Annotated in this window: 21 protein-coding genes; 9 read left to right on the plus strand and 12 right to left on the minus strand. The window is 69.0% G+C overall.

Annotated elements, in window-relative coordinates; genetic code table 11:
* Positions 1–125: 125 nt before the first annotated feature.
* The 5 genes from urtD to R0232_RS20785 all read right to left on the minus strand — a co-directional run bounded on the left by urtD (position 126) and on the right by R0232_RS20785 (position 4,664).
* The gene (urtD, locus tag R0232_RS20765; protein ID WP_057593108.1) at positions 126–869 is read right to left on the minus strand and encodes an urea ABC transporter ATP-binding protein UrtD; all 744 of its coding nucleotides are present in this window, start codon (positions 867–869) and stop codon (positions 126–128) included.
* 14 nt (positions 870–883) lie between these two features.
* Positions 884–2,074 (minus strand): urea ABC transporter permease subunit UrtC, encoded by a 1,191-nt coding sequence (gene urtC, locus R0232_RS20770; RefSeq protein ID WP_431509254.1) that lies wholly within the window; start codon positions 2,072–2,074, stop codon positions 884–886.
* A 25-nt stretch (positions 2,075–2,099) separates the two neighbouring features.
* Entirely contained in the window at positions 2,100–3,014 is a 915-nt protein-coding gene (gene urtB, locus R0232_RS20775; protein ID WP_093344444.1) for an urea ABC transporter permease subunit UrtB, read from the minus strand.
* A gap of 155 nt (positions 3,015–3,169) precedes the next feature.
* Complete coding sequence (gene urtA, locus R0232_RS20780; protein WP_057593105.1) at positions 3,170–4,435, minus strand: urea ABC transporter substrate-binding protein; 1,266 nt, start codon at positions 4,433–4,435, stop codon at positions 3,170–3,172.
* Positions 4,425–4,664 (minus strand): hypothetical protein, encoded by a 240-nt coding sequence (locus R0232_RS20785; RefSeq protein ID WP_431509255.1) that lies wholly within the window; start codon positions 4,662–4,664, stop codon positions 4,425–4,427. Before R0232_RS20785 ends, urtA begins: the two co-directional genes overlap by 11 nt.
* A gap of 40 nt (positions 4,665–4,704) precedes the next feature.
* Here R0232_RS20785 and R0232_RS20790 point away from each other — a divergent pair, with 40 nt between their 5' ends.
* Together R0232_RS20790 and R0232_RS20795 are read left to right on the plus strand one after the other, a co-directional pair.
* Positions 4,705–8,121, plus strand: coding sequence for a hybrid sensor histidine kinase/response regulator (locus tag R0232_RS20790; RefSeq protein ID WP_281078232.1), 3,417 nt, complete (start codon positions 4,705–4,707; stop codon positions 8,119–8,121).
* The gene (locus tag R0232_RS20795) at positions 8,093–9,001 is read left to right on the plus strand and encodes a response regulator (RefSeq protein ID WP_431509256.1); all 909 of its coding nucleotides are present in this window, start codon (positions 8,093–8,095) and stop codon (positions 8,999–9,001) included. Before R0232_RS20790 ends, R0232_RS20795 begins: the two co-directional genes overlap by 29 nt.
* A gap of 9 nt (positions 9,002–9,010) precedes the next feature.
* Here R0232_RS20795 and R0232_RS20800 read toward each other — a convergent pair whose 3' ends face one another.
* The 3 genes from R0232_RS20800 to R0232_RS20810 form a co-directional block, all read right to left on the minus strand.
* On the minus strand, positions 9,011–10,906 hold the full coding sequence (locus tag R0232_RS20800) for a GspE/PulE family protein (protein WP_431509257.1): 1,896 nt from the start codon (positions 10,904–10,906) through the stop codon (positions 9,011–9,013).
* 130 nt (positions 10,907–11,036) lie between these two features.
* Positions 11,037–12,533 (minus strand): sensor domain-containing diguanylate cyclase, encoded by a 1,497-nt coding sequence (locus R0232_RS20805; protein WP_431512914.1) that lies wholly within the window; start codon positions 12,531–12,533, stop codon positions 11,037–11,039.
* Positions 12,534–12,653: 120 nt separating this feature from the next.
* Positions 12,654–13,622, minus strand: coding sequence for a tripartite tricarboxylate transporter substrate binding protein (locus R0232_RS20810; protein WP_208511545.1), 969 nt, complete (start codon positions 13,620–13,622; stop codon positions 12,654–12,656).
* Between the two features lie 237 nt (positions 13,623–13,859).
* Between R0232_RS20810 and R0232_RS20815 the strand changes: the two genes are divergently transcribed.
* Together R0232_RS20815 and R0232_RS20820 are read left to right on the plus strand one after the other, a co-directional pair.
* On the plus strand, positions 13,860–14,306 hold the full coding sequence (locus R0232_RS20815; protein ID WP_208511546.1) for an SRPBCC family protein: 447 nt from the start codon (positions 13,860–13,862) through the stop codon (positions 14,304–14,306).
* A 24-nt stretch (positions 14,307–14,330) separates the two neighbouring features.
* Positions 14,331–14,681 carry a hypothetical protein gene (locus R0232_RS20820; RefSeq protein ID WP_208511547.1) on the plus strand — a complete coding sequence of 117 codons (351 nt, stop codon included), beginning with the start codon at positions 14,331–14,333 and terminating at the stop codon, positions 14,679–14,681.
* A gap of 24 nt (positions 14,682–14,705) precedes the next feature.
* Here the strand turns inward: R0232_RS20820 and R0232_RS20825 are convergent, their stop codons facing one another.
* Positions 14,706–15,611: a LysR family transcriptional regulator gene (locus tag R0232_RS20825; RefSeq protein WP_208511548.1), complete on the minus strand. Its 906-nt coding sequence runs from the start codon at positions 15,609–15,611 to the stop codon at positions 14,706–14,708.
* 108 nt (positions 15,612–15,719) lie between these two features.
* On the opposite strand from R0232_RS20825, the gene R0232_RS20830 reads away from it, so the two are divergent.
* The 4 genes from R0232_RS20830 (at position 15,720) to R0232_RS20845 (ending at position 18,468) form a co-directional block, all read left to right on the plus strand.
* Positions 15,720–16,628: a ferritin-like domain-containing protein gene (locus R0232_RS20830; RefSeq protein WP_431509258.1), complete on the plus strand. Its 909-nt coding sequence runs from the start codon at positions 15,720–15,722 to the stop codon at positions 16,626–16,628.
* The gene (locus R0232_RS20835; protein WP_209542637.1) at positions 16,628–17,029 is read left to right on the plus strand and encodes a RidA family protein; all 402 of its coding nucleotides are present in this window, start codon (positions 16,628–16,630) and stop codon (positions 17,027–17,029) included. The genes R0232_RS20830 and R0232_RS20835 overlap by 1 nt, the downstream gene beginning before the upstream one ends.
* Entirely contained in the window at positions 17,019–17,939 is a 921-nt protein-coding gene (locus R0232_RS20840; RefSeq protein WP_431509259.1) for an alpha/beta hydrolase, read from the plus strand. The genes R0232_RS20835 and R0232_RS20840 overlap by 11 nt, the downstream gene beginning before the upstream one ends.
* A 112-nt stretch (positions 17,940–18,051) precedes the next feature.
* The gene (locus tag R0232_RS20845; RefSeq protein ID WP_057593094.1) at positions 18,052–18,468 is read left to right on the plus strand and encodes a PaaI family thioesterase; all 417 of its coding nucleotides are present in this window, start codon (positions 18,052–18,054) and stop codon (positions 18,466–18,468) included.
* A gap of 22 nt (positions 18,469–18,490) precedes the next feature.
* On the opposite strand, the gene R0232_RS20850 is transcribed toward R0232_RS20845, so the two are convergent.
* Positions 18,491–18,907, minus strand: coding sequence for a hypothetical protein (locus R0232_RS20850; RefSeq protein ID WP_431509260.1), 417 nt, complete (start codon positions 18,905–18,907; stop codon positions 18,491–18,493).
* 61 nt (positions 18,908–18,968) lie between these two features.
* On the minus strand, positions 18,969–21,191 hold the full coding sequence (locus R0232_RS20855) for a M1 family metallopeptidase (protein WP_431509261.1): 2,223 nt from the start codon (positions 21,189–21,191) through the stop codon (positions 18,969–18,971).
* Between the two features lie 902 nt (positions 21,192–22,093).
* Between R0232_RS20855 and R0232_RS20860 the strand changes: the two genes are divergently transcribed.
* Positions 22,094–22,927 carry a hypothetical protein gene (locus R0232_RS20860; RefSeq protein WP_431509262.1) on the plus strand — a complete coding sequence of 278 codons (834 nt, stop codon included), beginning with the start codon at positions 22,094–22,096 and terminating at the stop codon, positions 22,925–22,927.
* A gap of 10 nt (positions 22,928–22,937) precedes the next feature.
* Here the strand turns inward: R0232_RS20860 and R0232_RS20865 are convergent, their stop codons facing one another.
* Entirely contained in the window at positions 22,938–23,831 is an 894-nt protein-coding gene (locus tag R0232_RS20865; protein ID WP_431509263.1) for an alpha/beta fold hydrolase, read from the minus strand.
* Positions 23,832–23,891: the final 60 nt, after the last annotated feature.

Here is a 23,891-nt window from a genome sequence, read left to right on the forward strand (position 1 = left end):
GGCGCACGTCGATGGGGTACTCCCCGCAGCGAAATAAAGGAGGAGCCGAAGGCGGGGGACATTCGCGGAGGGGAGTACCCCATCGGCGTGAGCCCGCCCCGAAAGAACCAGGACACAAGCGACCATCAATGCCCCAGATAAACATCGATGACCTTCGGATCCGCCTGCACCTTCTCCATCGGCCCCTCGGCCAGGATCTTTCCCTGGTGCATCACGGTCACCTTGTGCGCGATCTGCTTGACGAAAGCCATGTCGTGTTCGATCACGATCACCGCGCGGTTCTGGCAGATGCGCTTGAGCAGCTCGGCCGTGAGCTCGCGTTCGCGCGCGCTCATGCCGGCGATGGGTTCGTCGAGCATCAGCAGCTCGGGTTCCTGCATCAGCAGCATCCCGATCTCCAGCCACTGCTTCTGGCCATGGCTCAACAGGCCGGCTTCGGTGTCGAGCCGGTCGGCCAACCCGATCTCCGTCGCCACTGCCTGCACGCGTGCCTTGACCTCGTCGTCGCACTGGAAGGCCAGCGCGCCGAACACCGAGCGGCCCTTGGGAAACGACACCTCGAGGTTCTGGAACACGCTGAGGTTCTCGTAGATCGAGGGGGTCTGGAACTTGCGCCCGATGCCCAGCCGCACGCGCTTGTGCTCGGCCATCTTCGTCAGCTCCGTGTTCTTGAACTTGATGCTGCCGCTGCTCGCGCGCGTCTTGCCGCAGATCAGGTCGAGCAGCGTCGTCTTGCCGGCGCCGTTCGGGCCGATGATCACGCGCAGTTCGTTGCGGTCGATGTAGAGCGTGAGGTCGTCGATGGCCTTGAAGCCGTCGAAGGACACGCTGAGGTCTTCCACGGCGAGCGCGAAGTCGGTGTTGCTCATGGTCGGTCTCCGGTTCAGGCGCGCTGGCTGCCGACGCCTTCGGGCAGCGTGGGTTCGGGCTCGGGTGTGGGCGCGACCGGAGCCGCGGCCACCGCCGGCGGCTTGACCGCGGCCTCGCGCAGCGCCTGGCGGCGCGACTTCCACCACGGACGGATCTTTTCTTCCCACAGGCCCGCCAGGCCCATCGGGAAGGCCATCGTCACGCCGATGAACAGTCCCGCCATCAGGAACAGCCACAGGTCCGGGAAGCTCTCCGAGAACAGCGTCTTGCCCGCGTTCACCAGCAGCGCGCCGTAGACCGCGCCCACCAGGCTCATGCGGCCGCCCACCGCGCAGAAGATCACCATTTCGATCGAGGGCACGATGCCCACGAAGCTCGGCGACATGAAGCCCACCTGCAGCGCGAACATCGCGCCGCCGATGCCCGAGAGCCCGGCCGCCAGGCAGAAGGTGAAGACCTTGAAGTTCGACACGTCGTAGCCCGAGAAGCGCACCCGGTCCTCCTTGTCGCGCATCGCCAGCAGCAAGGTGCCGAGCTTGCTGGTCTGGATCCAGCGGCACAGCACGATGGCCGCCACCAGCAGCGCCACGCAGACGTAGTAGAGGATGTACTTCGCGCTGTCGGTGCGCGTGTCCCAGCCCAGCATCGTCTTCAGGTCGGTCATGCCGTTCACGCCGCCGGTGTAGCCCTGCTGGCCGATGATCAGCACCGTGAGGATCAGCGCCACCGCCTGCGTGATGATCGCGAAGTAGACCCCGCCCACGCGGCGCTTGAACATCGCGAAGCTGATCAGCCAGGCCAGCGCCATCGGCACCGCCACCACCAGGATCAAGGTCAGCGGCAGGCTCTTGAACGGCAGCCAGAACGCCGGCAGCGCCGTGATCTGGTTCCAGTCCATGAAGTCGGGAATGCCGGGCGTCGACTGGATCTTGGTCGACACCGGATCGGAGGCCTCGAGCTTGAGGAACATCGCCATCGCGTAGCCGCCGAGCCCGAAGAACACGCCCTGCCCGAGGCTCAGCACCCCGCCGTAGCCCCACACCATCACCAGCCCCACGGCGACGAAGGCATAGGTGAGGTACTTGCCCACCAGGTTGAGTCGGAAGATGTCGAGCGACAGCGGCAGCACCACCGCGAGCAGCAGCACCAGCAGCAGCAGGCTGCCGAGCTGGTAGCGCTGGATCGAGGCCTTGAGGAAATTCATCGGGAGTTCTCCGGGAAAGCGAAAGTCAGCGACGCACCTTGACGGCGAACAGGCCCTGGGGGCGCATCATCAGGATCAGCACGATCAGCGACAGCGTCAGCACCTTGGCCATCGAGCCGGTCATGAAGAACTCCGAGACCGACTGCGTCTGTGCGATGCCGAAGGCCGAGACCACAGTGCCCAGCAGGCTGGCCGCGCCGCCGAAGGTGACGACCAGGAAGGCGTCGACGATGTAGAGCGAGCCCGAGGTCGGCCCGGTCGAGCCGATGGTGGTGAAGGCCGCGCCCGCCACGCCGGCGATGCCGCAGCCGATCGCGAAGGTCAGGCGGTCGGTCTTCTTGGTGTCGATGCCGGTGGCGTTGGCCATCACGCGGTTGGCCACCGTGGCGCGCACCCGCAGGCCCCAGCGGCTCCGGTGCAGCGCGATCAGCACGCCGCCCGTGACCAGCGCCGTGAGCACCAGCACGAACATGCCGTTGATCGGGATGTCGAGACCCTCGTGCGGCGTCCACGAGCCCATCAGCCACTCGGGCAAGGTCGGGCTCACTTCCTTCGGACCGATGAAGGTGCGGAAGATCTGCTGCAGCCCGAGGCTCACGCCCCAGGTCGCGAGCAGCGTGTCGAGCGGCCGCTTGTAGAGATGGCGGATCAGCGCCCACTCCACCAGCCAGCCGACGATGAAGGCGAACACGAAGGCCAGCGCGATCGAGATCGGGAAGTAGTACGGCATGAAGGCCGGTGCCAGGTGCTCGGTGACCTGCGCCGCGAGGAAGACCGAGTAGGCCCCGATGGTCATGAACTCGCCGTGCGCCATGTTGATGACGCCCATCTGGCCGAAGATGATCGCGAGCCCCAGGCCCATGAGCAGCAGCACCGCGAAGAGGCTCAGCCCCGCGAAGCCCTGCATCAGGCCGATGTTCCACATGTCCGACAGCGTCATGGCGACAGTTCCAGGTGTTGGGGTAGTTGCTCCTTCCCCCTCTGGGGGAAGGTCGGGATGGGGGCATGCGGCGTGCGCGGTGGTCACGCCGTTTGCCCCCACCCCTGCCCTCCCCCAGAGGGGGAGGGAGAAAGACAGAGACAGGCAGATGCGGATTACTGGTAGCCCTTGGGGAACGGATCCGGCTTGATCAGCTCCGCCGACTCCGCCACCACCTTGAAGGTCCCGTCCGGCTGCCCCTGGCCGATGCGCGCCTTGCTCCACAGGTGGTGGTTCGCGTCGAGCTTCACGTAGCCTTCGGGCGCGGTCTTCAGCTCGATGCCCGGCGAGCCCGCCACCACCTTGTCGACGTCGAAGCTGCCGGCCTTCTCGACCGCGGCCTTCCACAGCCACGGGCCGAGGTAGCCGGCCTGCGTCACGTCGCCGATCACCGCGTCCTTGCCGTACTTGGCCTTGAAGGCGGCCACGAACTTCTTGTTGTTCTCGTTGTCGAGCGACTGGAAGTACTTCATCGACGAGTAGAAGCCCGCGAAGTTCTCGCCGCCCACGCCGGTCATCTCGTCCTCGGTCACGGCCAGGGTCAGCAGGAACTGCTTGTCGCCCGTGATGCCCGCGGCCTTGAGCTGCTTGTAGAAGGCCACGTTCGAGCCGCCCACCACGGCCGCGAAGATGCAGTCGGGCTTGGCGACCTTGATCTTGTTGATCAGCGAGTTGAAGTTGGTGTGGCCCAGCGGGTAGTACTCCTCGCCCTTGACCGAACCCTTCTGGAAGTTCTCGATGTGCTTGCGCGCGATCTTCATCGAGGTGCGCGGCCAGATGTAGTCGGAGCCGACGAGGAAGAAGGTCTTCGCCTTCTTCTCCTTCGCGCCCCAGTCCAGGCCCCAGATGATCTGCTGCGTCGCTTCCTGGCCCGTGTAGATCACGTTCTTGCTCTGCTCCAGGCCTTCGTAGAAGGTCGGGTAGTACAAGAGGCCGTTCTCCTTCTCGAACACCGGCAGCACGGCCTTGCGCGAGGCGCTGGTCCAGCAGCCGAAGACCGCCGCGACCTTGTCGTTGACCAGCAGCTTCTTCGACTTCTCGGCGAAGGTCGGCCAGTCGGAGGCGCCGTCCTCCTTGATGACCTTGATCTTGCGGCCCAGGATGCCGCCCATCGCGTTGATCTGGTCGATCGCGAGCTGCTCGGCCTGGATCGAGCCGGTTTCCGAGATCGCCATCGTGCCCGTGGATGAATGCAGCTGGCCCACCGTCACCTCGGTGTCGGTCACGGCGAGCTTGGTGGTGTTGACCTTGGCCGTGGGGAACTGGCCCTGGCCGAAGCTCAGGCCGCTCAGGCCCATCACGGGCAGCGCGGCGGCGCCTTGCAGCAGGCGGCGGCGACGCAATGCCAGGGCATCGAGGGAAAGATCGGAATCACGCGACATCGAAGAACTCCAGCAGGTTGAGGAAAGTACAGGCCGCGCACCATCGAAGTGCATCGGACGGTGCGGCTGGCACCATGGCTGGAACTTTAGAAATCACTGGCCGCTGCGCGAATACGTCATTCAACGTAGCGGCCTGCGCATCACCTGCCCGCAGACTCGCGGGACCGACGACGACGGACCGGGGGCGCACGGCGGGCACGGAGCGCTTCTTGCAATGCAGCTGCACCATGCCGATCCCCTCGCCGTCGCCGTCTCCACGAGACACCCCGATGCCTTCCGTCAATTCCGTGAGCGGGCAGAAGATCTTCCGCATCCGACGCGACTACAACGCCTGGGTCGCGAACGAGACGCTGGAGGACTACGCGCTGCGCTACACGCCGCGCAGCTTCCGCAAGTGGTCGGAGTTCCGGGTCGCGAACGCGGCCTTCGGCGCCACGTCCTTCCTCGCGCTCGAGGCCATCGGCGGCGCGATCGCGCTGAGCTACGGCTTCTCGAACGCGCTGTGGGCGATCCTGGTGGTGGGGCTGATCACCTTCCTCACGGGCCTGCCGATCTCCTACTACGCCGCGCGCCACGGCGTCGACATGGACCTGCTCACGCGCGGCGCCGGCTTCGGCTACCTGGGCTCCACCCTCACCTCGCTGATCTACGCGAGCTTCACCTTCATCTTCTTCGCGCTCGAGGCCGCCATCCTCGCGCTCGCGCTGCAGATGTACCTCGACTGGCCGCTGTGGCTGCTCTACCTGGTGTCCTCGCTGGTCATCATTCCGCTGGTGGCGCGCGGCATCACGCTGATCTCGGGGCTGCAGCTGTGGACGCAGCCGATCTGGATCGTGCTGTTCGTCTGCCCCTTCGTCGCGGTGCTGCTCAAGAAGCCCGAGCTCTATGCCGACTTCACCGGCCTCGTGGGCCGGGTCTCGAACAGCAGCGGCTTCGATCCGCTGATGTTCGGCGCCGCCGCCACGGTCGCCTTCTCGCTGGTGGTGCAGATCGGCGAGCAGGTCGACTACCTGCGCTTCCTGCCCGAGAAGACGGCCGCCAACCGCGCGCGCTGGTGGACCGCGGTGCTGGTGGCCGGGCCGGGCTGGATCGTGCCGGGCATGCTCAAGATGATGGGCGGCGCCTTCCTGGCCTTCCTCGCGCTGCAGCACGAGATCCCGGCCAACCACGCGATCGAGCCGACGCAGATGTACCTCACGGGCTTCGCCTACGTGCTGCGCGACCCGGCCTGGATCCTCGGCATCACGGTGCTGTTCGTGGTGGTCTCGCAGATGAAGATCAACCTCACGAACGCCTATGCCGGCTCGCTGGCCTGGTCGAACTTCTTCGCGCGGCTCACGCACAGCCATCCGGGCCGCGTGGTGTGGCTGGTGTTCAACGTCGTGATCGCGATCCTGCTGATGGCGCTGGGCGTGTTCGCCGCGCTCGAGCACGTGCTGGGCTTCTACAGCAACATCGCGATCGCCTGGGTCGGCGCGCTGGTGGCCGACCTGGTCATCAACAAGCCGCTGGGCTGGAGCCCGAAGACCATCGAGTTCAAGCGCGCCCATCTCTACGACATCAACCCCGTGGGCCTGGTCGCCACGCTGGTGGCGGCGGCGCTCGCGATGCTGGCCTACTCGGGCGCCATCGGCCAGTGGGCGCGCTCCTTCTCGCCCTTCATCGCGCTGGCCACCGCGCTCGCGGTCTCGCCGCTGCTGGCCTGGCGCACGCGCGGGCGCTACTACCTCGCGCGGCGCGACATCGCGCACTGGACGCCGGGCCAGATCGTCAAGTGCTCGGTCTGCGACAACGGCTTCGAATCGGAGGACATGGCGCACTGCCCGGCCTACAGCGCGCCGATCTGCTCGCTGTGCTGCACGCTCGAGTCGCGCTGCCACGACCGCTGCAAGACCGACTCGCGCGCGGCCGAGCAGATGAGCGGCTGGCTGCAGTCGCTGCTGCCGCCGGCGCTGTCGGCACGGCTCAACTTCCGCGTCGCCCACTACCTGATGGTGGCGGCCTCGCTGGTGGCGCTGCTGGCCACGGTGATGGGCGTGGTCTACGCGCAGGAGGCGATCACCGGCGCCAGCGCGGTCGATCCGCGGCTGCGCGACGCCTTCCTCAAGGTCTTCACCCTGCTGTCGCTGGTGGCGGCGGTGGCGGCCTGGTGGGTGGTGCTGGGCAGCGAGAGCCGGCAGATGGCGCAGGAGGAATCGAACCGCCACAACCACCTGCTCACGCTCGAGATCGAGGCCCACCAGCGCACCGATGCCGCGCTGCAGGCCGCCAAGGAAGCGGCCGAGGCGGCCAACCAGGCCAAGACGCGCTACGTGGCCGGCATGACGCACGAGCTGCGCACGCCGCTCAACAGCATCCTGGGCTACTCGCAGATCCTGCTCAAGGGCGACGCCGCGCTGCCGCCGCGCGAGGCGGTGCAGACCATCCACCGCAGCGGCGAGCACATGCTGGGCCTGATCGACGGCCTGCTCGACCTCGCGCGCATCGAGGCCGGCCGGCTGCAGCTCGAGCCGGCGCCGCTGGCGCTGCCGGCCTTCCTCGACCAGGTGGTGCACATGGTGCGGCCGCAGGCCGAGAACAAGGGCCTGGCCTTCGTCTACACCCACGCCGGGCGACTGCCGCCCTGGGTGCATGCCGACGCCAAGTGGCTGCGCCAGATCCTCATCAACCTGCTGACCAATGCCGTGCGCTTCACCGACAGCGGCACCGTCACGCTGCACGTGGACGCGCGCCGCGAGGTGCTGCGCTTCGACGTGATCGACACCGGCATCGGCGTGGCGCCGCAGGACCACCAGCGCATCTTCCTGCCGTTCGAGCGCGGTGCCGCCGGGCGCCGGCGCGGCGAGCCCGGCACCGGGCTGGGCCTCACGATCACCGGGCTGCTGACCTCGCTGATGGGCGGCGAGCTCAAGCTGGCCGACACCTCCTCGGCCGGCAGCACCTTCAGCGTGCGCGTCTACCTGCGCGCGGTGGCCGACCCCGGCCCGCAGGCCAAGGCCGGCGCGCTGCGCCAGCCGGTGTCGGGCTACCTCGGCGAGCGCCGCACGCTGCTGGTGGTGGACGACCAGCCGGTGCAGCGCCAGATGCTGGCCGGCATGCTCGCGCCGCTGGGCTTCGAGGTGCGCGAGGCCGCGAGCGGCACCGAGTGCCTCGACAGCCTGCGCGAGGAGCTGCCCTCGGCGATCCTGCTCGACCTCAGCATGGACGACCTCGACGGCTGGCAGACCGCGAGCCTGGTGCGCGCCTCGGGCTTCGATGCGCTGCCGATCATCATCGTCTCGGCCAACATGTTCGAGAACCAGGCCGAGCGGCTGCGCGCCGCGGGCTGCCAGGCCTTCGTGGGCAAGCCGGTGATCGAGTCGGAACTGATCGCCACGCTCGAGCGCCACCTCGGCCTCGAATGGCTCGATGCCGCCGACGCGCTGCGCCCGCGGGCCGACGAAGAACTCGCGCCGGTTCGCCCGCCGCGGCTGCTGCTCGGCGAGGACGACCGCGCCGAGCTGATGCGGCTGGTGCAGATGGGCCACGTGCGCGGCCTGCACCAGGCGCTCGACCGGCTGGCCGCCCAGTCGCCCGGCGCGGCCGCCACCTGCACCTGGCTGCGCGGCATGGTCGCGCGCTTCGAACTCGACTCCCTCCGCAAGGCCCTCGCCGAAGATGCAGACACCCTCGCCTCCCCTTCCTGAAGCCGAACGCCCCGTGGTGCTGGTAGTGGACGACGCCCCCAGCAGCCTCGGCATGCTGTGCGACACGCTCGAGGCCAGCGGCTACACCGTGCTGGTGGCGGCCGACGGCGAATCGGCGCTGCAGCGGCTCGAACTGGTGGTGCCCGACGCCATCCTGCTCGACGGCATGATGCCCGGCCTCTCGGGCTTCGAGACCTGCCGTCGCATCAAGGCCGACGCGGCGCTCGCGCACATCCCGGTGATCTTCATGACCGGCCTCTCGGAAACCGCCGACGTGGTCGAGGGCTTCGAATGCGGCGGCGTCGACTACGTGGTGAAGCCGATCCGCGCGCAGGAGGTGCTGGCGCGCCTGCACACCCATGCGCGCAACGCCCGCATCACGCGCATGGCGCGCGACGCGGTCGACGTGGCCGGCATGGGCGTGGTCTTCGTCGATGCGCGCGGGCGCGTCGCCTGGCGTTCGCCGCAGGCCGGCCTGTGGCTGCATGCGCTGGGCGAGGCACGCGCGCCGGGCCTGCTGCCGCGCGCGCTCGAGGCCGCGCTGGCGCCCGGCGCCACCCTCGGCGTGGTCACGGCGGCCGGCATCCGGCTGTCGGTGCGCAACCTCGGCGCGGCCGCATTGGGCGAGACCATGCTGCTGTTCGCGGTGCAGCGCGAGGGCGCGGGCGGCGCCTCGGCGCGGCTGGCCGAGGCCGCGCTCACGCCGCGCGAGACCGAGGTGCTGTCGTGGCTCGCCAAGGGCAAGACCAACCGCGACATCGGCGAGATCCTCGGCACCAGCCCGCGCACGGTGAACAAGCACCTCGAGCACATCTTCGAGAAGCTCGGCGTGGAGACCCGCGCAGCCGCGGCGGCGCTGGCCAGCGGGCAGTTCGATTGAGGCGCAGCCTCAAGCGTTGCTCGTCGCGCGCACTTCCTCGATCGTGGTCTGGCCGGCCAGCACCTTCTCGATGCCGTCCTGGCGCAGCGTGCGCATGCCTTCCTTCAGCGCCGCCTGCAGCAGCTCCTCGGCGCGCGCCCCGCTCTGCACCAGCCGGCGCAGCTCCTTCGAGACCGTCATCAGCTCGTGGATGCCGACGCGGCCGCGAAAGCCCGTCTTCGCGCAGTGCTCGCAGCCCGCGCCGCTGTGCAGGTGCAGCCGCCCGTCGCGGCCGAAACGCTGCAGCCAGCCATCGAGCGTGGCCTGCCGGCGCGCCGGGATCTCCTCGGCCGGGAAAGCGTGCAGGTAGTCGGCCAGCAGTTCCTCGACCGCCTCCTCGCTCGCGGGCGCGCTGCGCACGCAGTGGCTGCAGATGCGCCGCACCAGCCGCTGCGCCAGCACCGCGAGCAGCGAGTCGGCGAAGTTGAACGGGTCCATGCCCATGTCGAGCAGGCGCGTCACGGTCTCGGGCGCGCTGTTGGTGTGCAGGGTCGACAGCACCAGGTGGCCGGTCAGCGAGGCCTCGATCGCGGTCTTCGCGGTCTCCTCGTCGCGGATCTCGCCGACCATGATCACGTCGGGATCGGCGCGCACGAAGGCGCGCAGCGCCTTGGCGAAGGTCCAGCCGATGCGCGGATTGATCTGCACCTGGCGCAGCCCGTTCTGCGTGATCTCCACCGGGTCCTCGGCAGTCCAGATCTTGCGCTCGGGCGTGTTGATGTGCATGAGCGCCGAATGCAGCGTGGTGGTCTTGCCCGAGCCCGTGGGCCCCACGCACAGCACCATGCCGTAGGGCCGCTCCACCGCGTGGGTCAGGCGCCGCAGGTTGTCGGGCGAGAGGCCCAGCGACTGCATCGGCAGCGGCTTGGCCGAGGCCAGGATCCGCATCACCACGTCTTCCAGGCCGTTGTTGGTGGGAATGGTCGCCACGCGCAGCTCGATCTTGTGCTGCGGCGAGTACTTGGCGAAGTTGATCTTGCCGTCCTGCGGGTTGCGCTTCTCGCTGATGTCGAGGTCGCACATGATCTTCACGCGCGCCACGATCGCGTTGCGGTAGCTCGGCGGCAGCTCGAGGTAGGTGTAGAGCAGCCCGTCGCGACGGAAGCGGATGCGCGTCTTCTCCTGGCCCGGGTAGCTCTCGATGTGGATGTCCGAGGCGCCGTCGCGGTGCGCCTCCTGGATCATGCTGTTGATCATGCGCACCAGCGAGTTGTCCGACTGCTCGATCGGCGACTCCGCGGGCGCCGGCGCCGGGCCCTCCTTCTCGAGCGTCTGCAGCAGCTCGCTGGTGCCGGTCATGTCGAACTCGAGCGGGCGCATCGGGTCGAGGTTGGCCGCGCCGCCGCCACCGCCGTCGGCCACGTCGCCGATCTTCTCGTAGGCCGCGGCCAGCACGCCGTCGAGGTCCAGGCACTGGCCCACGACCGGGATCACCTTCATCTGCGCGACGAACTGCACCTCGTCGATCACCGAATAGCGGCTCGTGGGATCGTCGATCGCGATCACCAGCCGCCCTTCGTGCAGCATCAGCGGCATGACCTGCAGCCGCCGCGCCACCGCGTGGCCCACCTTGCGCAGCGCCTCGGCCGCGGGCGGGAACACATGCAGGTTGACCAGCGGATAGCCCATCTTGCGCACCAGCGCGGTCTGCAGCTGGCCGCGGCTCACGGCACCCATGCGCACCAGCGTCTCGCCCAGCGGCACCAATGGTTCGCGGCGCTGCTGGCGCAGCCCGGCGGCGAGCTGGTCGCCGGTGATCATGCCCAGCGCGACCAGCGCCTCGCCGATCCGCGTGATCGGCATCCGGCTCTGCGCATCGAGCGCGCGCACGAGCTGCTCGGGCAAGGCGACTTCGGCGAATGACATGGTTCGTTCTTTTCCTGTTGGGTGGTGTTTGGACGCGCCGGCTCGCGAGGCGTGCCGCGCGCGGAATGAGAGATCGTAGAGCGCCGCACGAGGGCCCGCTACCCGGCGGGACTCCTGAGTACGCAAGTGTTCAGGTCACCGGTGTCTCGTTGGTGCACACGCGGTTGCGCCCGCCCGACTTGGCCACGTACAGCGCCTTGTCGGCACCGCGCACCAGCGCCTTGGGCTGCACGCTGCCGGCCTCGGGCCGCAGCGCGTCGACGCCCGCGCTCAGGGTGACGAAGCCGTCGGCGGCGCCGGCATGCTCGATCTCGAGCGCGCGCACCGCGGCGCGGATGCGCTCGGCCAGCAGCGCGGCCGCCTCGACGTCGGTGCCCGGCAGCAGCACCGCGAGCTCCTCGCCGCCGTAGCGGGCCGCGAGGTCGCCGGGCCGGCGCGCCGCCACGTTGGCGATGGTGCGGCAGATCTTCTGCAGGCATTCGTCGCCGGCCGTGTGGCCGTAGATGTCGTTGTATTCCTTGAAGCGGTCGACATCGAGCAGGATCAGCGCCAGCGTGCTGGCGTTGCGCACCGCGCGGCCGAACTCGGTGTCGAGCGTGACGTCGAACTGGCGCCGGTTCGCCAGGCCCGTCAGGCCGTCCTCCATCGCCAGCGTGTTGAGCGTCTTGTTGAGTGCCTCGAGCGCGTCGCGCGCGCGCAGCAGCTCGGCCTCGGTGCGCGTGCGCCGCTCGATCTGGCGCACCAGCCCCAGGCCGACGAAGGCGACCACGGCGCTGAGCGCCAGCACGCCGCCCGAATGCCAGAAGGTGTCCTTCCACCAGCCGGCGAGGATCTCGTCCTTGGACAGCGCCGCGCCCACGAACAGCGGGTAGTTGTCGAGGCGTCGGAAGCTGTTGAGCCGCAGCACGCCGTCCTGCGCCGACTTGATGTAGGCGGTGCCGATCGGGCCGTTGGCCTTGTAGGCGCGGAACAGTTCCGAGTCGCGCATGTCGCGCCCCACCATCTCGGGGCCGTAGGGCCGCCGGACCATCATCGTGCCGCTGTCGAGGATCAGCGCCGCGGCGCCGGCCTTGCCGATGTCGAGGCTGTCGTAGAAGCGGAGGAAGAAGTCGACGTCGATGCTCGCGAGCGCCACACCCGCGAAGCTGCCGTCGGCATGGTCGATGCGGCGCGACACCGGGATCAGCAGCTTGCCGCTGGTGCGGCTCTTCACGGGAATGCCGATGTGCGGCCCGCGGTCGGCGTGCGTGCGGTGGAACACGAAGTACTCGCGGTCCGCGTTGTTGAGGTTCTGCGGCGGCACCGCGCGCGAGTTCGCGACCCAGTTGCCGTCCTGGTCGTAGACGTGCAGCGCGTCGATCTGCGGCAGCTCGGCCGCCTGCGCGGCCAGCACCCGGCGCAGCCGCTCGACCTGGGCCGGGCCCGCGCCGTCGTTCTCGAGGCGCTCGACCACGCCGATCAGCACCGTGTCGGCCTGCTTGATCGTGTCGTCGGCCTGCTGCGCCAGCGCGCGAGAGAGGTTCGCCGTCGCCACGCCCATCTGCTCGAGCAGCGCCGTGCGCGACTCCCAGCTGTGCCAGACGTCGAGCGCCACGAGCGCGACGCACACGGCGGCCACGAAGGCCATCGTGCGGACGGCAATGGAAAGACGTTGGAACACGGGAACCTTGGCGGCAGTGAATGCGGCCGGATTCTCGCCGGTATCGGCCGTTTCGGCGCGCCCGCGGGCGCGCTCGTCAGGCAGCGGTCAGGGCGCGAGCCCGGCGGTCTTCACCACCGCCGCGTACTTGCCGGCCTCCTCGGCGACATAGGCGGTGAACTGCGCGGCATTGCGCGGATCGGGCTCGGCGCCGATGTCGCGCAACCGCTGCGCCAGCGCCGGGTCTTCGAGCACCTTGGCCATGGCGGCCGAGAGCTGCTGGCGCACCGGCGGCGGCAGCTTCGCGGGCGCGAACACGCCGAACCAGGCGCTGACCTCGAAGCCCGGCAGCCCGCTCTCGGCCACCGTGGGCACCTCGGGCAGCAGCGGGCTGCGCCGGCTGCCGGTCACGGCCAGTGGCTTGAGCTTGTGGGTGGCGATGTTGGGCAGCGAGGTGGTCTGCAGGTCGAACATCAGCGGCACGTGGCCCGCGAGCACGTCGGCCAGCGCCGGCGCGCTGCCGCGGTAGGGCACGTGGAGCAGCTTGAGCTTCGCGGCCGAGGCGAGCATCTCGCCGGCCAGGTGGTTCGAGGTGCCGGGGCCGGCCGATGCGTAGCTGATCGATCCCGGCGCCTGCCGGGCGGCCGCGAGCAGCTCGGCCACGCTGCCGTAGGGCGCGCCCGGATGGGCCACCAGCACGAACGGGATCGATGCCAGCGCGCTGACCGGCACGAAGTCCTTCACCGGGTCGTAGCCGACCTTGGACATCGCCGGATTGATGGCCTGCGAGCTCACCGTGCCGAGCAGCAGCGTGTAGCCGTCGGGCCTGGCTTCCGCGACGAAGCGCGCGCCGATCGCCGTGCCGGCGCCGCCCTTGTTCTCGATCACCACCGGCTGCCCGAGCTGCGCCGCCAGCTTCTGCCCCACCGTGCGCGCCAGGATGTCGGCCGAGCCGCCGGCCGGATAGGGCACGACCAGCGTCACCGGGCGATCGGGATAGCCCTGGGCCAGGGCCGGCGCGGCAATGCCGGCGGCAAGGAGCAGCAGGCCCGCGAGCAGCGTGCGAGGGAGATTCATCGGGGGGACTCCATGTTGGGAACCGCATGGTGCGAACGGGGGCGGCGGTCTGTCCAATACGTTCACTGGCCGGCGTTCATATATGAAATGAATCACCGGCCTGCCGAAGGCCGGCGCCGGCTACAGTGAATCCCGCCGATTCGAAAAATTTTTCGGATTCGTGTCGATCTGTCCCGAGCTCGTCCGTCGTGTCAGTGGAGGGTCGTCCTCCGCACCACTTCACCAGGAGAACACACCATGGCTACCAACACAGTTCGTCTGCACCGCGTGCTGCGCGCCCCGCCCGAGCGCCTCTACCGCGCCTTCACCGAACCCGGCGCCTTCGAGCGCTGGCTGCCGCCCTTCGGCTTCACCGGCAAGGTCCACCAGATGGAGCCGGTGGTCGGCGGCAGCTGGCGCATGTCCTTCACCAACTTCAGCTCGGGCCACGGCCACTCGTTCGGCGGCAAGTACCTCGAGCTGGTGCCGGGCCAGCGCGTGGCCTACGACGCGAGCTTCGACGACCCCAACCTGCCGGGCACGATGAAGACCACCGTCACGCTGACCGCCGTGTCCTGCGGCACCGACGTGGCCATCGTGCAGGAGGGCATTCCCGAGATGATTCCGGTCGAGATGTGCTATCTGGGCTGGCAGGAGTCGCTGGTGGCGCTGGCGCAATTGGTGGAGCCGGATATCCCGGGTTGAGACGCCCTCGCTGGCGCCACCGGAATGAACCACGCCCACCCCTACTGGCCGAAGCTCGAAGCCGCCTTGTCCGACACCTCGGGAATCATCGTCCCCCAGGGCGAGGACGAGGGGGCGTATTTCGAGCGGCTGCGTTCCAGCATTCGCGAACATGCCACCGGGGCGGAGATGGTGTCGGCCACGGTCGTGGCGCCCGGATTCGCCCACCGCGAACCCGGGTCGCGGATCTCGGGCTGGCTTCTCGCGCGATCCGAAGGCTACTGGCTGGTCTACGAACCCGACGAAGACCAGTACTACTGCTTCTGGGGCGCGGACGCGGACAGCCTCGGCGCGTATGGCGTCTGCGGAAACCCGCTCTATTGCTGGTGGGACTGAGGCGATTCGAGGTTTTCGCGCGCCCTATCGCCCCGCCCCCTCCACCGCCTTCTTCGCCACCGCCAGGAACGACTGCACCACCGGGTTGTCGTTGCCGCTCGCATGCGCGAACACCAGGCTGTAGGTCGGCGGCGGCCGCGAGCCCGCGATCTCGAGGAAGGCGACATCGGCCATCGCGAGCACGCGCATCGCGGCCGGCACCAGCGCAATGCCCAGGCCGCCCGCGACCAGCGTGAGGATCGACTGCATCTGCGCGGCCTCCTGCACCACCTTCGGCAGGAAGCCCGCCGACTGGCAGGCGCCGAGCAGCGCGGCGACGAAGCCCGCGCCCTCCGCGGCCGGGAACGAGATGAAGGATTCGGCCGCCAGCGCCGCGATCTTCACCGAGCGCTGCGCCGCCAGCGGATGGCTGCGCGGCACGGCGATCACGAACTTCTGTGCCTGCAGGTCCACCAGCACCAGCCCGCGCGATTCGTAGACCGGGCCCACCACCAGCGCGAGCTCGACCTCGCCCTTGCGCAGGTCCTCGAGCTGGCGCGCGGTGGTTTCGGCGGTAAGGCGCAGCTGCACGGTCGGGTAGTCGTGCTGGAAGCGCTTGAAGATCGCGGGCAGCACGTCGAGCGCGGCGCTCGGCACGAACGAGAGCCGCAGCGAGCCCTCGAGCCCCTGTGCCGCGCGGCGCGCGCGCTCGCCCGCCGCCTGGGCCTGCTGCAGCAGGCGCTGCGCGTCCTTGTGGAAGACCTGGCCCGCGGGCGTGAGCCGCACGTGGTGCCGGCTGCGGTCGAACAGCACCGCGCCGAGCTGCTCCTCGAGATTGCGCATCGCCACGCTCAGCGGCGGCTGCGACATGTGGAGCCGGATCGCGGCGCGGCCGAAGTTCAGTTCCTCGGCCAGCACCACGAACTGGCGCAGTTGTCTGAATTCGAACATGGGCGTGGAGATAGCTGCGGCGAATGACGAGCCACTTTAAACAGTATTGGATGTATGAGCGCGGGCTTCCTAGCATGGCCTTTCCAACACCCACGACGGACACCGCCCATGCAAGCCTCGCTGCTCGAAGAGATCCCTTCCGTGCCGAACCCCTATCCCGTGGTCTCGAAGGTCGAATACCCCGAGGTCTGGCGCCTGTGCACCCAGGCGCGCGAACTGGCCTGGGACCCGGTGGCCGACATCGACTACAGCGACCTGCGCGAGGCCGAGCTGCCGCCCGAGGTGCGCCAGGCCGGCGCCGAATGGTGGAGCCTGCGCGCCTGGATGGAGCATGGCGCCACGCCCTATGGCGCCGAGCGGCTGCGCGAGGCGATCTTTGGCCACCAGCCCTTCGAGATCAAGCAGCACATCACGAACTTCATCGCCGAGGAGTTCCGCCACCACGAGGCCAGCTTCCGCATCGCCGAGCACCTCGCGGCCTACGAGCCCACGCCGCGGGCCGACTACTTCCGCGACATCATTCCGCGCTTCCACGACGAGAAGGACGAGAAGGCGATGAGCTTCTTCGCGGGCCTCTCGGTCAACACGCTGTTCGAGCAGCTCTCGGGCGAACTGCTGCAGGCGCGCTACGAGAACGCGCGCTTCGGCTCGATCCGCGAGGCCTGCCGGCTGATCCTGCGCGACGAGGCACGCCACATCCAGTTCGGCCGCATCATCATGCGGCGCTTCTTCAGCGAGCTGCCGGCCGACGAGAAGCGCACCATCGGCGAGAAGGTGGCGAAGAAGCTGCGCGGCAGCCTGCTCAACGGCGTCTACGCGGTGGTCAACCTGCCCGAGGACGAACGCCGGCGCTCGGGCCGCAACCGCGCGCTGGCGGCCGACCACGGCCTCGGCGCCACCCATCCCGACGAGGAGATGGGCATCATCAAGCGCGGGGTCGACAAGATCCGCGAGGACATCGGCGCCTATGGCGTCGAGATCCCGGTCATTCCCGAACTCGACGGCGCGGTGCATTGATGACGCACACCGCCGCCACCCGCCTCGCACCCGGGGACGTCGCGCCGCCGGTCGGCGCCTACAGCCACGGCATCGTCACCCAGGGCCCCGGCCGCTGGCTGCACATCGCGGGCCAGATCGGCACCGCGGCCGACGGCACGCTGCCCGAGGGCTTCGAGGCGCAGGCCAGGCAGGCCTGGACCAACCTCGTGGCCGTGCTGCGCGCGGCCGGCATGGACGTGTCGCACCTGGTCAAGGTCACGACCTTCCTGACCGATGCCGCCGACGTGCCGCGGCTCGGCCCGGTGCGCGCCGGCTTCCTCGGCGAGGCGCGCCCGGCCTCGACCTTGCTCGTGGTGCAGGCGCTCGCGCAGCCGGCCTGGCGCATCGAGGTCGAGGCATCGGCCTTCCGTGCCGACTGAAGACGGCATGCGCCCCGACGGACGCTCCGAGGCCATCGACCGGATGCTGCGCGAGACCGGCCCGGCCTGGCAGGCCGACATCCGCGCGGCCGGCGACCGCGTGAAGGCCGCCTACCTGCCGCTGCTGCTGGCCGCGCCCGCGGACGGCTGCGAGCTCGTCCACGACCTGCCCTACGGCACGCATCCGCGGCAGGTGCTCGACGTCTACCGGCCGCGCGGCGCGCGGGCCGCGCCGGTGATCGTGTTCGTGCACGGCGGCGCCTTCGTGCGCGGCGGCAAGGACATCAATGCCGCGATGTACGGCAACGTGCTGCGCTGGTTCGCGCGCCGGGGCTGCGTGGGCATCAACGTCGAATACCGGCTCGCGCCCGAGGCCATGCATCCGCAGGGCGCGTTCGACGTGGCCGCGGCCTGCGACTGGGTCGCGCGCCACGCGGCCGAGCACGGCGGCGATCCCCATGCGATCTGCCTGATCGGGCATTCGGCCGGCGGCACGCATGCGGCCAGCTATGCCTGCGATCCCTCGCTCGGCTTCATGGGCCGGCATCTGCGCGCGCTGGTGCTGGTATCGGCGCGGCTGCGCGCCGACGCGCGGCCCGAGAACCCGAACGCGGCCGGCGTGCGCGCCTATTTCGGCGACGACACCGCGGCCTACGAGGGCCGGTCGCCGATGGCGCATGCCCACCGGCTGGCGCTGCCCACCTTCGTCGTGCATGCCGAGTACGAGAACCCGCTGCTCGACGTCTACGCGACGGAGTTCGCCTGGCGCATGGCCAAGGCCCAGGGCAGCGCGCCGCGCCACCTGAGCGTGCCCGGGCACAACCACGTCTCGGTCATGGCCCACTTCGACAGCGGCGAGCAGTGGCTCGGCGAAGAGATCCTGGCCTTCCTCGCATCGGCACGCGGCTGACTATCTCTTTCGTGGAATCGATCGCGGCGCGCCGGTGCGGTACGCTGCCGGCCTTCGCCGCGCCGGCGCGCGGCTCCCCTCCACCGCATCGACCACGGAAAGACCTCCAGCCATGACCGCGTTCACCCTCGAAGAAGCCAGGGACGTCCTCGCCACCGCCTTGCCGGGCTGCGTGCGCAGCCTCGGCGTCAGCGTCGAATCGCTGGGCGAAGGCAAGGCCACGCTGCGCATGCCGGCCGGCGAGCAGGCCACGCGCGAGGGCAACATCTTCGGCGGCCAGGCGCTCTCGGTGCTGGCCGACAGCGCGATGTGCTTCGCGATCTGGACCGACGGCCGCGGGCGCCGCCCGATCGCCACGGTCGACCTGCACATGACCTTCATGCGCGCGGGCGGCGGCGAGGACGTGCTCGCGCATGCCGAGCTGGTGCGCTCGGGCCGCTCGCTGGCCTTCGCGCGCGTGACCATGGACCTGGCCTCCACCGGCCAGACGCTCGCGACCGCGGTCGCGACCTTCGCATTGCCGGCCTGAACCGGCTGGCGCACGGCGACGCTCAGAGCTTGTAGGCCTCGACCGGTCCGTGCGAATAGAACAGGAAGTAGCCGGTCGAGGTCCGGAAGCCGTTCTTCTCCCAGCCCGGCGGCACCTTGAACAGCGCGAGCTGCTCGCTCTTCATGCCGACGAAGGCCGTCTGCGCGGTGTCGGTAGTGATGCGTTGCCAGTCGTCGCGCGTGGCCGGCGCGAGCTGCAGCTTCGGTTCGCTCCACTCGGGCGTGCGCACCTTGTCGCGCAGCACGTAGCGCCCGTCCTTGCGCTCGATCTTGATCAGTTCCTTGAGCGCCCCGCCCTGCTTCACGGCATAGACGCCGACCAGCTCGGCCTCGGGGCCGCCGCGCGCGCCGCAGGCGGCCAGCAGCAGCGCGCAGGCGATGCACGCGAGCGCGCGCAGTGCGTTGTTCCATGTGCTCATCGATGGTCTCCGGTGAAAGATGGATGGCCCACCGGGCGCGTCGCCCGGTGGGTTCGGACCGTCAGCGCTTGAGGTTCTCGCGCAGCTTCAGGCTGCCCTGGAAGCGCAGCGCATGCGGGTACTCCTCCTTGGCGCCGGCATCCACCGCCGCCATCTTCTGCTGGCTCTCCTGCGTCTTGGCCAGCAGCGCGGTCGGCAGATTCAGCACGCCCTTGATCTGGTCGTACTGCGCCTGCGTGATGCGCCCCACGCCGAGCAGCCGGAAGGCATCGCGCTCGATGTTCAGCAGCAGCGGCTTGTTGTCGGCGAAGTTCTGCGCCTGCGCGAGCAGCGCACTCCACGAGGCCGCGCTGTAATTGCTCACGTAGTAGTCCTGCCCGGTCGGCCCGGCCAGCACCGCGGTGCAGCCCGGCAGCTCGAGGTTGGTGCGGTTGTTGTCCATCACGAAGGTCTTGCGCTGCGCCATCGCGTCGCCATAGGCCAGCGTGACCGGCACGGTCCAGCTCGAGGCCGGGTACTGGTTCTGGTTCGGGAACGACTCCTGCGTGATCGACACGTAGGTGCGGTCGCCCGCGCACTGCGCATCGACCGTGAGCAGCGGCACGCCGGTCTGGCGGATCAGGCTGTCGCCGATGGCGCCGACCTTCTTGTCGGTCGCCTTCTCGAGCGAGCTCCACAGCCGCGAGGGCGTGACGTTGCCATAGGCATAGTCCTTCAGGTAGATCTGCAGGCCCTTCTGCATCGCCTCCTCGCCGATGTAGTTCTGGATCGTCTCGAGCACGTGGCTGCCCTTGTTGTAGACGAAGATCGACGGGCTGATGAAGCCGAACGAACCCGCGTCGTTGAGGTTGCGCTGCACCGGCACCGCCGTGTTCTTGAGGTCGGCCACGATCACGCTGTGCTTGTCGAGCACGTAGTCCGAGAAGCTGTAGTACTCGGGGTGGAACTTGATCGTGGTGCGCCGTTCGAACCAGCGCGCGAACGACTCGTTGAGCCACACGTTGTCCCACCAGTCGAGCGTGACCAGGTCGCCGAACCACTGGTGCGCGACCTCGTGCGTGACCACCGTCACCGAATAGAGCGTGGGCGTGTCGCCGGGCTTGGTCAGCACCGAGTCGGCGAACTCGAAGATCGAGCCCCAGTTCTCCATGCCGCCGAAGCCGGTGTTGGGCTTGTTGTCGTAGCTGTCGTTGGCGGCCACGGTGTCGAACTTGTCGAAGGGCAGCGGGATGCCGGTGTACTTGTAGTAGTAGTCCATCGCGACCTTGGTCCACTCCATCGCGAAGGTGGCCCAGGTCGAGCGGCCCGGCGGCGTGAACCAGCGCAGCGGCATGGTCTTGCCGTCGAGCGGGCTCTTGAAGCTGTCCTCGAGGATGTCGAACTTGCCGCCGCCGAAGAAGGCCAGGTACATGGGCATCGAGGGCGTCTTCTCGAACGACACCAGCTGGTAGCCGTCGGGCAGCCGGGTCTGCGATTTCTGCGCGCCGTTCGACACCGTCTTCCAATCGCCCGGCACCTCGGCCGAGATCTCGAAGGTGTGGCGGAACGCGGGCTCGTCCCAGCCCGGGAACCACTGGCGCGCGAAGTTGGTCTCGCCCTGCGTCACGATCGCATCGCTGCTCACGCCCTCGGGCGTGGAGAGGCCGACCTTGAACACGCCGGTGGCCGCCGAGCACAGCGGGTTCTTGATCATCTCGGCCGGCGGGCAGTACTCGGCGTCGGAGAACTGGATCTTGCCGTCCCACTCCATGTGCAGCAGGTACTTGCCCTTGGCGATCTGGCCGTCGTTGAGCCGCAGCTGCACGAAGTCGCCGCGCGTCTGCGGCGTGGGGATCAGCGCGATCGCCTCGCCCGGGCTCGAGAGCTTGCGCAGCGTGGTGCGGCCGTTGGCGAACTTGAGGTCGTGCGCAGCCACCACGATCGCATCGACCGGCTTCAGCACCTCGATCTCGACATCGCCGCGGCCGGTGAAGGTCTTGAGCGCCGCATCGGGGCGGAACCACAGCTTGTAGTTCTTCGGCCAGACCGTGTCGGGCAGCTCCATCGGCTGCGCCGAGCGATCGATGTTGTTGCTCGCGGCCGCGTCGGGCGCGGCCTGGGGATTGCCATCGTCGGGCGCGTCGGCACTGCCGTTCTGCGCCACCACGTTGCCGGTGTCGGGCGCGGCGCCGGCGCCACCGAACGATGGCGTGCCGCCACCGCCGCCACCGCAAGCCACGAGCGCGGCAAGGGTCACTGCACCGATGGCAAAGTACGGGACCGCGGGCTTGAGAAATTTCTTCATGATCGCCTCTTGTAGGGACATGCGCCGTCCTGCACCTGCCGGCGTGTGGCCGGCTCCTGCATGGAACGCGCGCGGGTTAAGGGGGTGAAAGACTCGCGCAGCGGCAAGACCCCGCCCTCCCGTCGAACCGATCGTTCGACAGGCAGGCGGTGCCAGCCATGAGCAGCGGTTTCAGTGGACGCGGCAAGCGCGTGCCGCGTGCGACCGCACCGGCGATCGATGCGGCGGGCCGAGGATCCGCGGCATCAGCCACATCGGCGGACTGGGCGCGCGGAAAAAGAGGCTGTGCATACCCGACGATGCGCGGGGCAGCGAGAGGACGAATCGCACCAGGATCCGGGGCGTTCGATTCAGCGCAGGGCGCGCGTGCGATGCACGCGACGGGCGATGGCCGAGGCCGCGATCGGCATGGACCCATCGGCCGCCTTGCGTCTTCGCGCACCGGCCACGAGGCGATCGGCAGCGAGGACGCAACGGCGGGAGTGTGTGCGCTTGGTGTTCGATATCTTCACGCGTTCTCCCTCCATCGAGTGCGCACAGTTCTAACTGCCGCTCCCCCCGTGCGTCAACGAAGCGCGGAACTTTTCCCTCTCAAATTGTTCGCGCGTCATACGACGAATGGAGTCAAGACCGCGCGATGCTTCGTGGGGTACGAAGATGGACCCCACAACGCGGCGACGCGATGCGGGTGCATCGATGCGCGCAGCCAACACTTGCGATGCAGAATCGTTGCTGCAGCACAGTTGCATCAATGGCGAGACATGCGTTCTTTGGTTCGCGCAAGGGCGCGGCGCGGCTTGCGATGCAGCCTTTCGACAGCGCGAATCGGTGCGGCAGAATTCGCGCGATCCGCGGACCTGGATGAGTCGAGGACCGCATACCGAACGGGAAGCACGATTCAGATGTTGCATTGGCTCAGGAAGGTGCTCGGCCAACCCGCCGACGTCTCTTCGGAAACCGTCGCCGCCGCATGGCAGCGCGCCTACGCGCGTCAGCCGGGTGGAATGGCCGTGCTTCTGGCGCCCGGGTTCGACCGCGTCGAACATCTCGCGAAGAGCGCGCTGCCAGCGCTGGACGTGGAGCTCGATCTCGAGCTGGCGCTGATGCTCAAGTACGTCGCCAGGGAACCGCAGACCTGCGAGGCACTGCTGGACCGTGCGCTGCAGATCGCGCAGCGCGTGCGCATCGATGGCCTGTGCGATGCGAGACCGCAGCCGGCCGGTTGCCATTTGCAGCTCGAACGCGCGGAGACCTATGTGCGCTGGCTGAAGACCGGCCACCTCGAGAAGGACCGGCTGCTGCTGGCCTGCGAGCTGGCCCTGCGAAGCGTGCGGGAGAACTCGAGCGACGCGTATTTCGCCGAAGGCTACGCGCTGGACGCGGCGCGCATCGCGCTGGTGGGCGAGGAGCCGGAACTGGCGCTCTCGGCGCTGCGCAGCCGCAAGCGCTGGCACCACGCCGCGGCGATCGGTATGCACGACGTGCTGGCCAACGTCGCGCGGCTGCAAGGCAACAAGGAACTCGAAGACCCACGGGTTGCGCGCGATGAATTCAGCGCGCTCTTCGATCTGTATCGCCATCCACACCCCGACAAGGCATCGACCGAACTCAGTGGCTCCAAGCCGGTGATCCGCTTCGAACTCGCGGTGCTGATGGCGAGGTTGCGGCTTGGCCATGATGCGCCGGTCGATCCGGGCCGGGCCTGTGAACTGGTGGTTGCCCAGCGCTCGCCGTGAGGACCACCGTCTACAGCACGTACCCCCGCCCCCGAAAGTGGTCGAGCAGTATCTGCCCCACCCGCTGCGCCTGATCGAACTCGATCGCATGCCCCGCATCGGGCACCACCATCAACTCGACGCGCGGCGCATTGATGCGCAGCCTTCGGCTCGCGATGTCGATGGCATGCAGCGCATCGTCCTCGCCGAGCAGCACGCGGGTGCCGGCCGGCAGCAGCCGCATCTCAGCGTCGCTGAGGCCGGCGGCGCGCGGCAGTCCGGCGCCCTGGCTGCGCCAGCGCACGAGCAGGTCCTCGAGCGCCCACTCGGGCAGCGGGCAGGCGCGCGGCGACGAACTCAACGCATGCAGGCGGCGCAGGTTGCCGTCGCTGGGAAACAGCCGCGCGAGCAGCGCGCAGGCGGCGGGGACGACGCGCCGCGGGCCGATGCGCGGCGGTGCGAGCAGCGCGAGCTTCGAGACGCGGCGCAGCGAGCGTCGCATGTAGGCGGCGGCGAGCCAGGCACCGAAGGAGACGCCGCACAGCCCCACCTTGGGCCGGCCGACGCCGATCAGCACGTCCTCGAGCCAGTCGCAGTAGTCGTCCTCGCTGGCCGGCCGGCGGCCCTCGCTGCGGCCGGCATCGCCCACGATGTCGACCGCGTACACGCGCAGCGCGCCCGCGAGCACGCCGGCCATGTGGACCCAGGTGGTGGCATTGCCGCCCTCGCCATGCAGCAGCAGCACCGGCACGCCATAGGCCGGGCCGCACACCAGCAGATGGGCGCGGCCGCGCCGCGTGTCGACATGGCGCGACTCCACCGGCACCGGCCAGCGTGCCAGCACGCGGTCGTACGACTGCGAGAGCGCCGCATGGGCCTGGGGCGAGCGGAAATGCGGCAGGAAGGAAGTGGCGTCGAGGGACATCGTCGGGAGGCGAAGGAAGACGGGGGAATGCCATGCCGGCACGGGCCGGCCGGTGAGCAA

The organism is Variovorax sp. DAIF25 (assembly GCF_050711835.1).
In the GTDB taxonomy this organism is placed as follows: domain Bacteria; phylum Pseudomonadota; class Gammaproteobacteria; order Burkholderiales; family Burkholderiaceae_C; genus Variovorax.

Bases quoted from the DNA above. Each gene is read 5' to 3' on its own strand.
- R0232_RS20845 (WP_057593094.1), top strand. From the start codon at position 18,052: ATGACCGCGTTCACCCTCGAAGAAGCCAGGGACGTCCTCGCCACCGCC.
- R0232_RS20860 (WP_431509262.1), top strand. From the start codon at position 22,094: ATGTTGCATTGGCTCAGGAAGGTGCTCGGCCAACCCGCCGACGTCTCT.
- urtD (WP_057593108.1), bottom strand. From the start codon at position 869: ATGAGCAACACCGACTTCGCGCTCGCCGTGGAAGACCTCAGCGTGTCC.
- urtA (WP_057593105.1), bottom strand. From the start codon at position 4,435: ATGTCGCGTGATTCCGATCTTTCCCTCGATGCCCTGGCATTGCGTCGC.
- R0232_RS20810 (WP_208511545.1), bottom strand. From the start codon at position 13,622: ATGAATCTCCCTCGCACGCTGCTCGCGGGCCTGCTGCTCCTTGCCGCC.
- R0232_RS20865 (WP_431509263.1), bottom strand. From the start codon at position 23,831: ATGTCCCTCGACGCCACTTCCTTCCTGCCGCATTTCCGCTCGCCCCAG.
- R0232_RS20785 (WP_431509255.1), bottom strand. From the start codon at position 4,664: ATGGTGCAGCTGCATTGCAAGAAGCGCTCCGTGCCCGCCGTGCGCCCC.
- R0232_RS20820 (WP_208511547.1), top strand. From the start codon at position 14,331: ATGAACCACGCCCACCCCTACTGGCCGAAGCTCGAAGCCGCCTTGTCC.
- R0232_RS20795 (WP_431509256.1), top strand. From the start codon at position 8,093: ATGCAGACACCCTCGCCTCCCCTTCCTGAAGCCGAACGCCCCGTGGTG.
- R0232_RS20800 (WP_431509257.1), bottom strand. From the start codon at position 10,906: ATGTCATTCGCCGAAGTCGCCTTGCCCGAGCAGCTCGTGCGCGCGCTC.
- R0232_RS20830 (WP_431509258.1), top strand. From the start codon at position 15,720: ATGCAAGCCTCGCTGCTCGAAGAGATCCCTTCCGTGCCGAACCCCTAT.
- R0232_RS20855 (WP_431509261.1), bottom strand. From the start codon at position 21,191: ATGAAGAAATTTCTCAAGCCCGCGGTCCCGTACTTTGCCATCGGTGCA.
- R0232_RS20815 (WP_208511546.1), top strand. From the start codon at position 13,860: ATGGCTACCAACACAGTTCGTCTGCACCGCGTGCTGCGCGCCCCGCCC.
- R0232_RS20790 (WP_281078232.1), top strand. From the start codon at position 4,705: ATGCCTTCCGTCAATTCCGTGAGCGGGCAGAAGATCTTCCGCATCCGA.
- R0232_RS20805 (WP_431512914.1), bottom strand. From the start codon at position 12,533: ATGGCCTTCGTGGCCGCCGTGTGCGTCGCGCTCGTGGCGCTCGACGTC.
- R0232_RS20835 (WP_209542637.1), top strand. From the start codon at position 16,628: ATGACGCACACCGCCGCCACCCGCCTCGCACCCGGGGACGTCGCGCCG.
- R0232_RS20825 (WP_208511548.1), bottom strand. From the start codon at position 15,611: ATGTTCGAATTCAGACAACTGCGCCAGTTCGTGGTGCTGGCCGAGGAA.
- R0232_RS20850 (WP_431509260.1), bottom strand. From the start codon at position 18,907: ATGAGCACATGGAACAACGCACTGCGCGCGCTCGCGTGCATCGCCTGC.
- urtB (WP_093344444.1), bottom strand. From the start codon at position 3,014: ATGACGCTGTCGGACATGTGGAACATCGGCCTGATGCAGGGCTTCGCG.
- urtC (WP_431509254.1), bottom strand. From the start codon at position 2,074: ATGAATTTCCTCAAGGCCTCGATCCAGCGCTACCAGCTCGGCAGCCTG.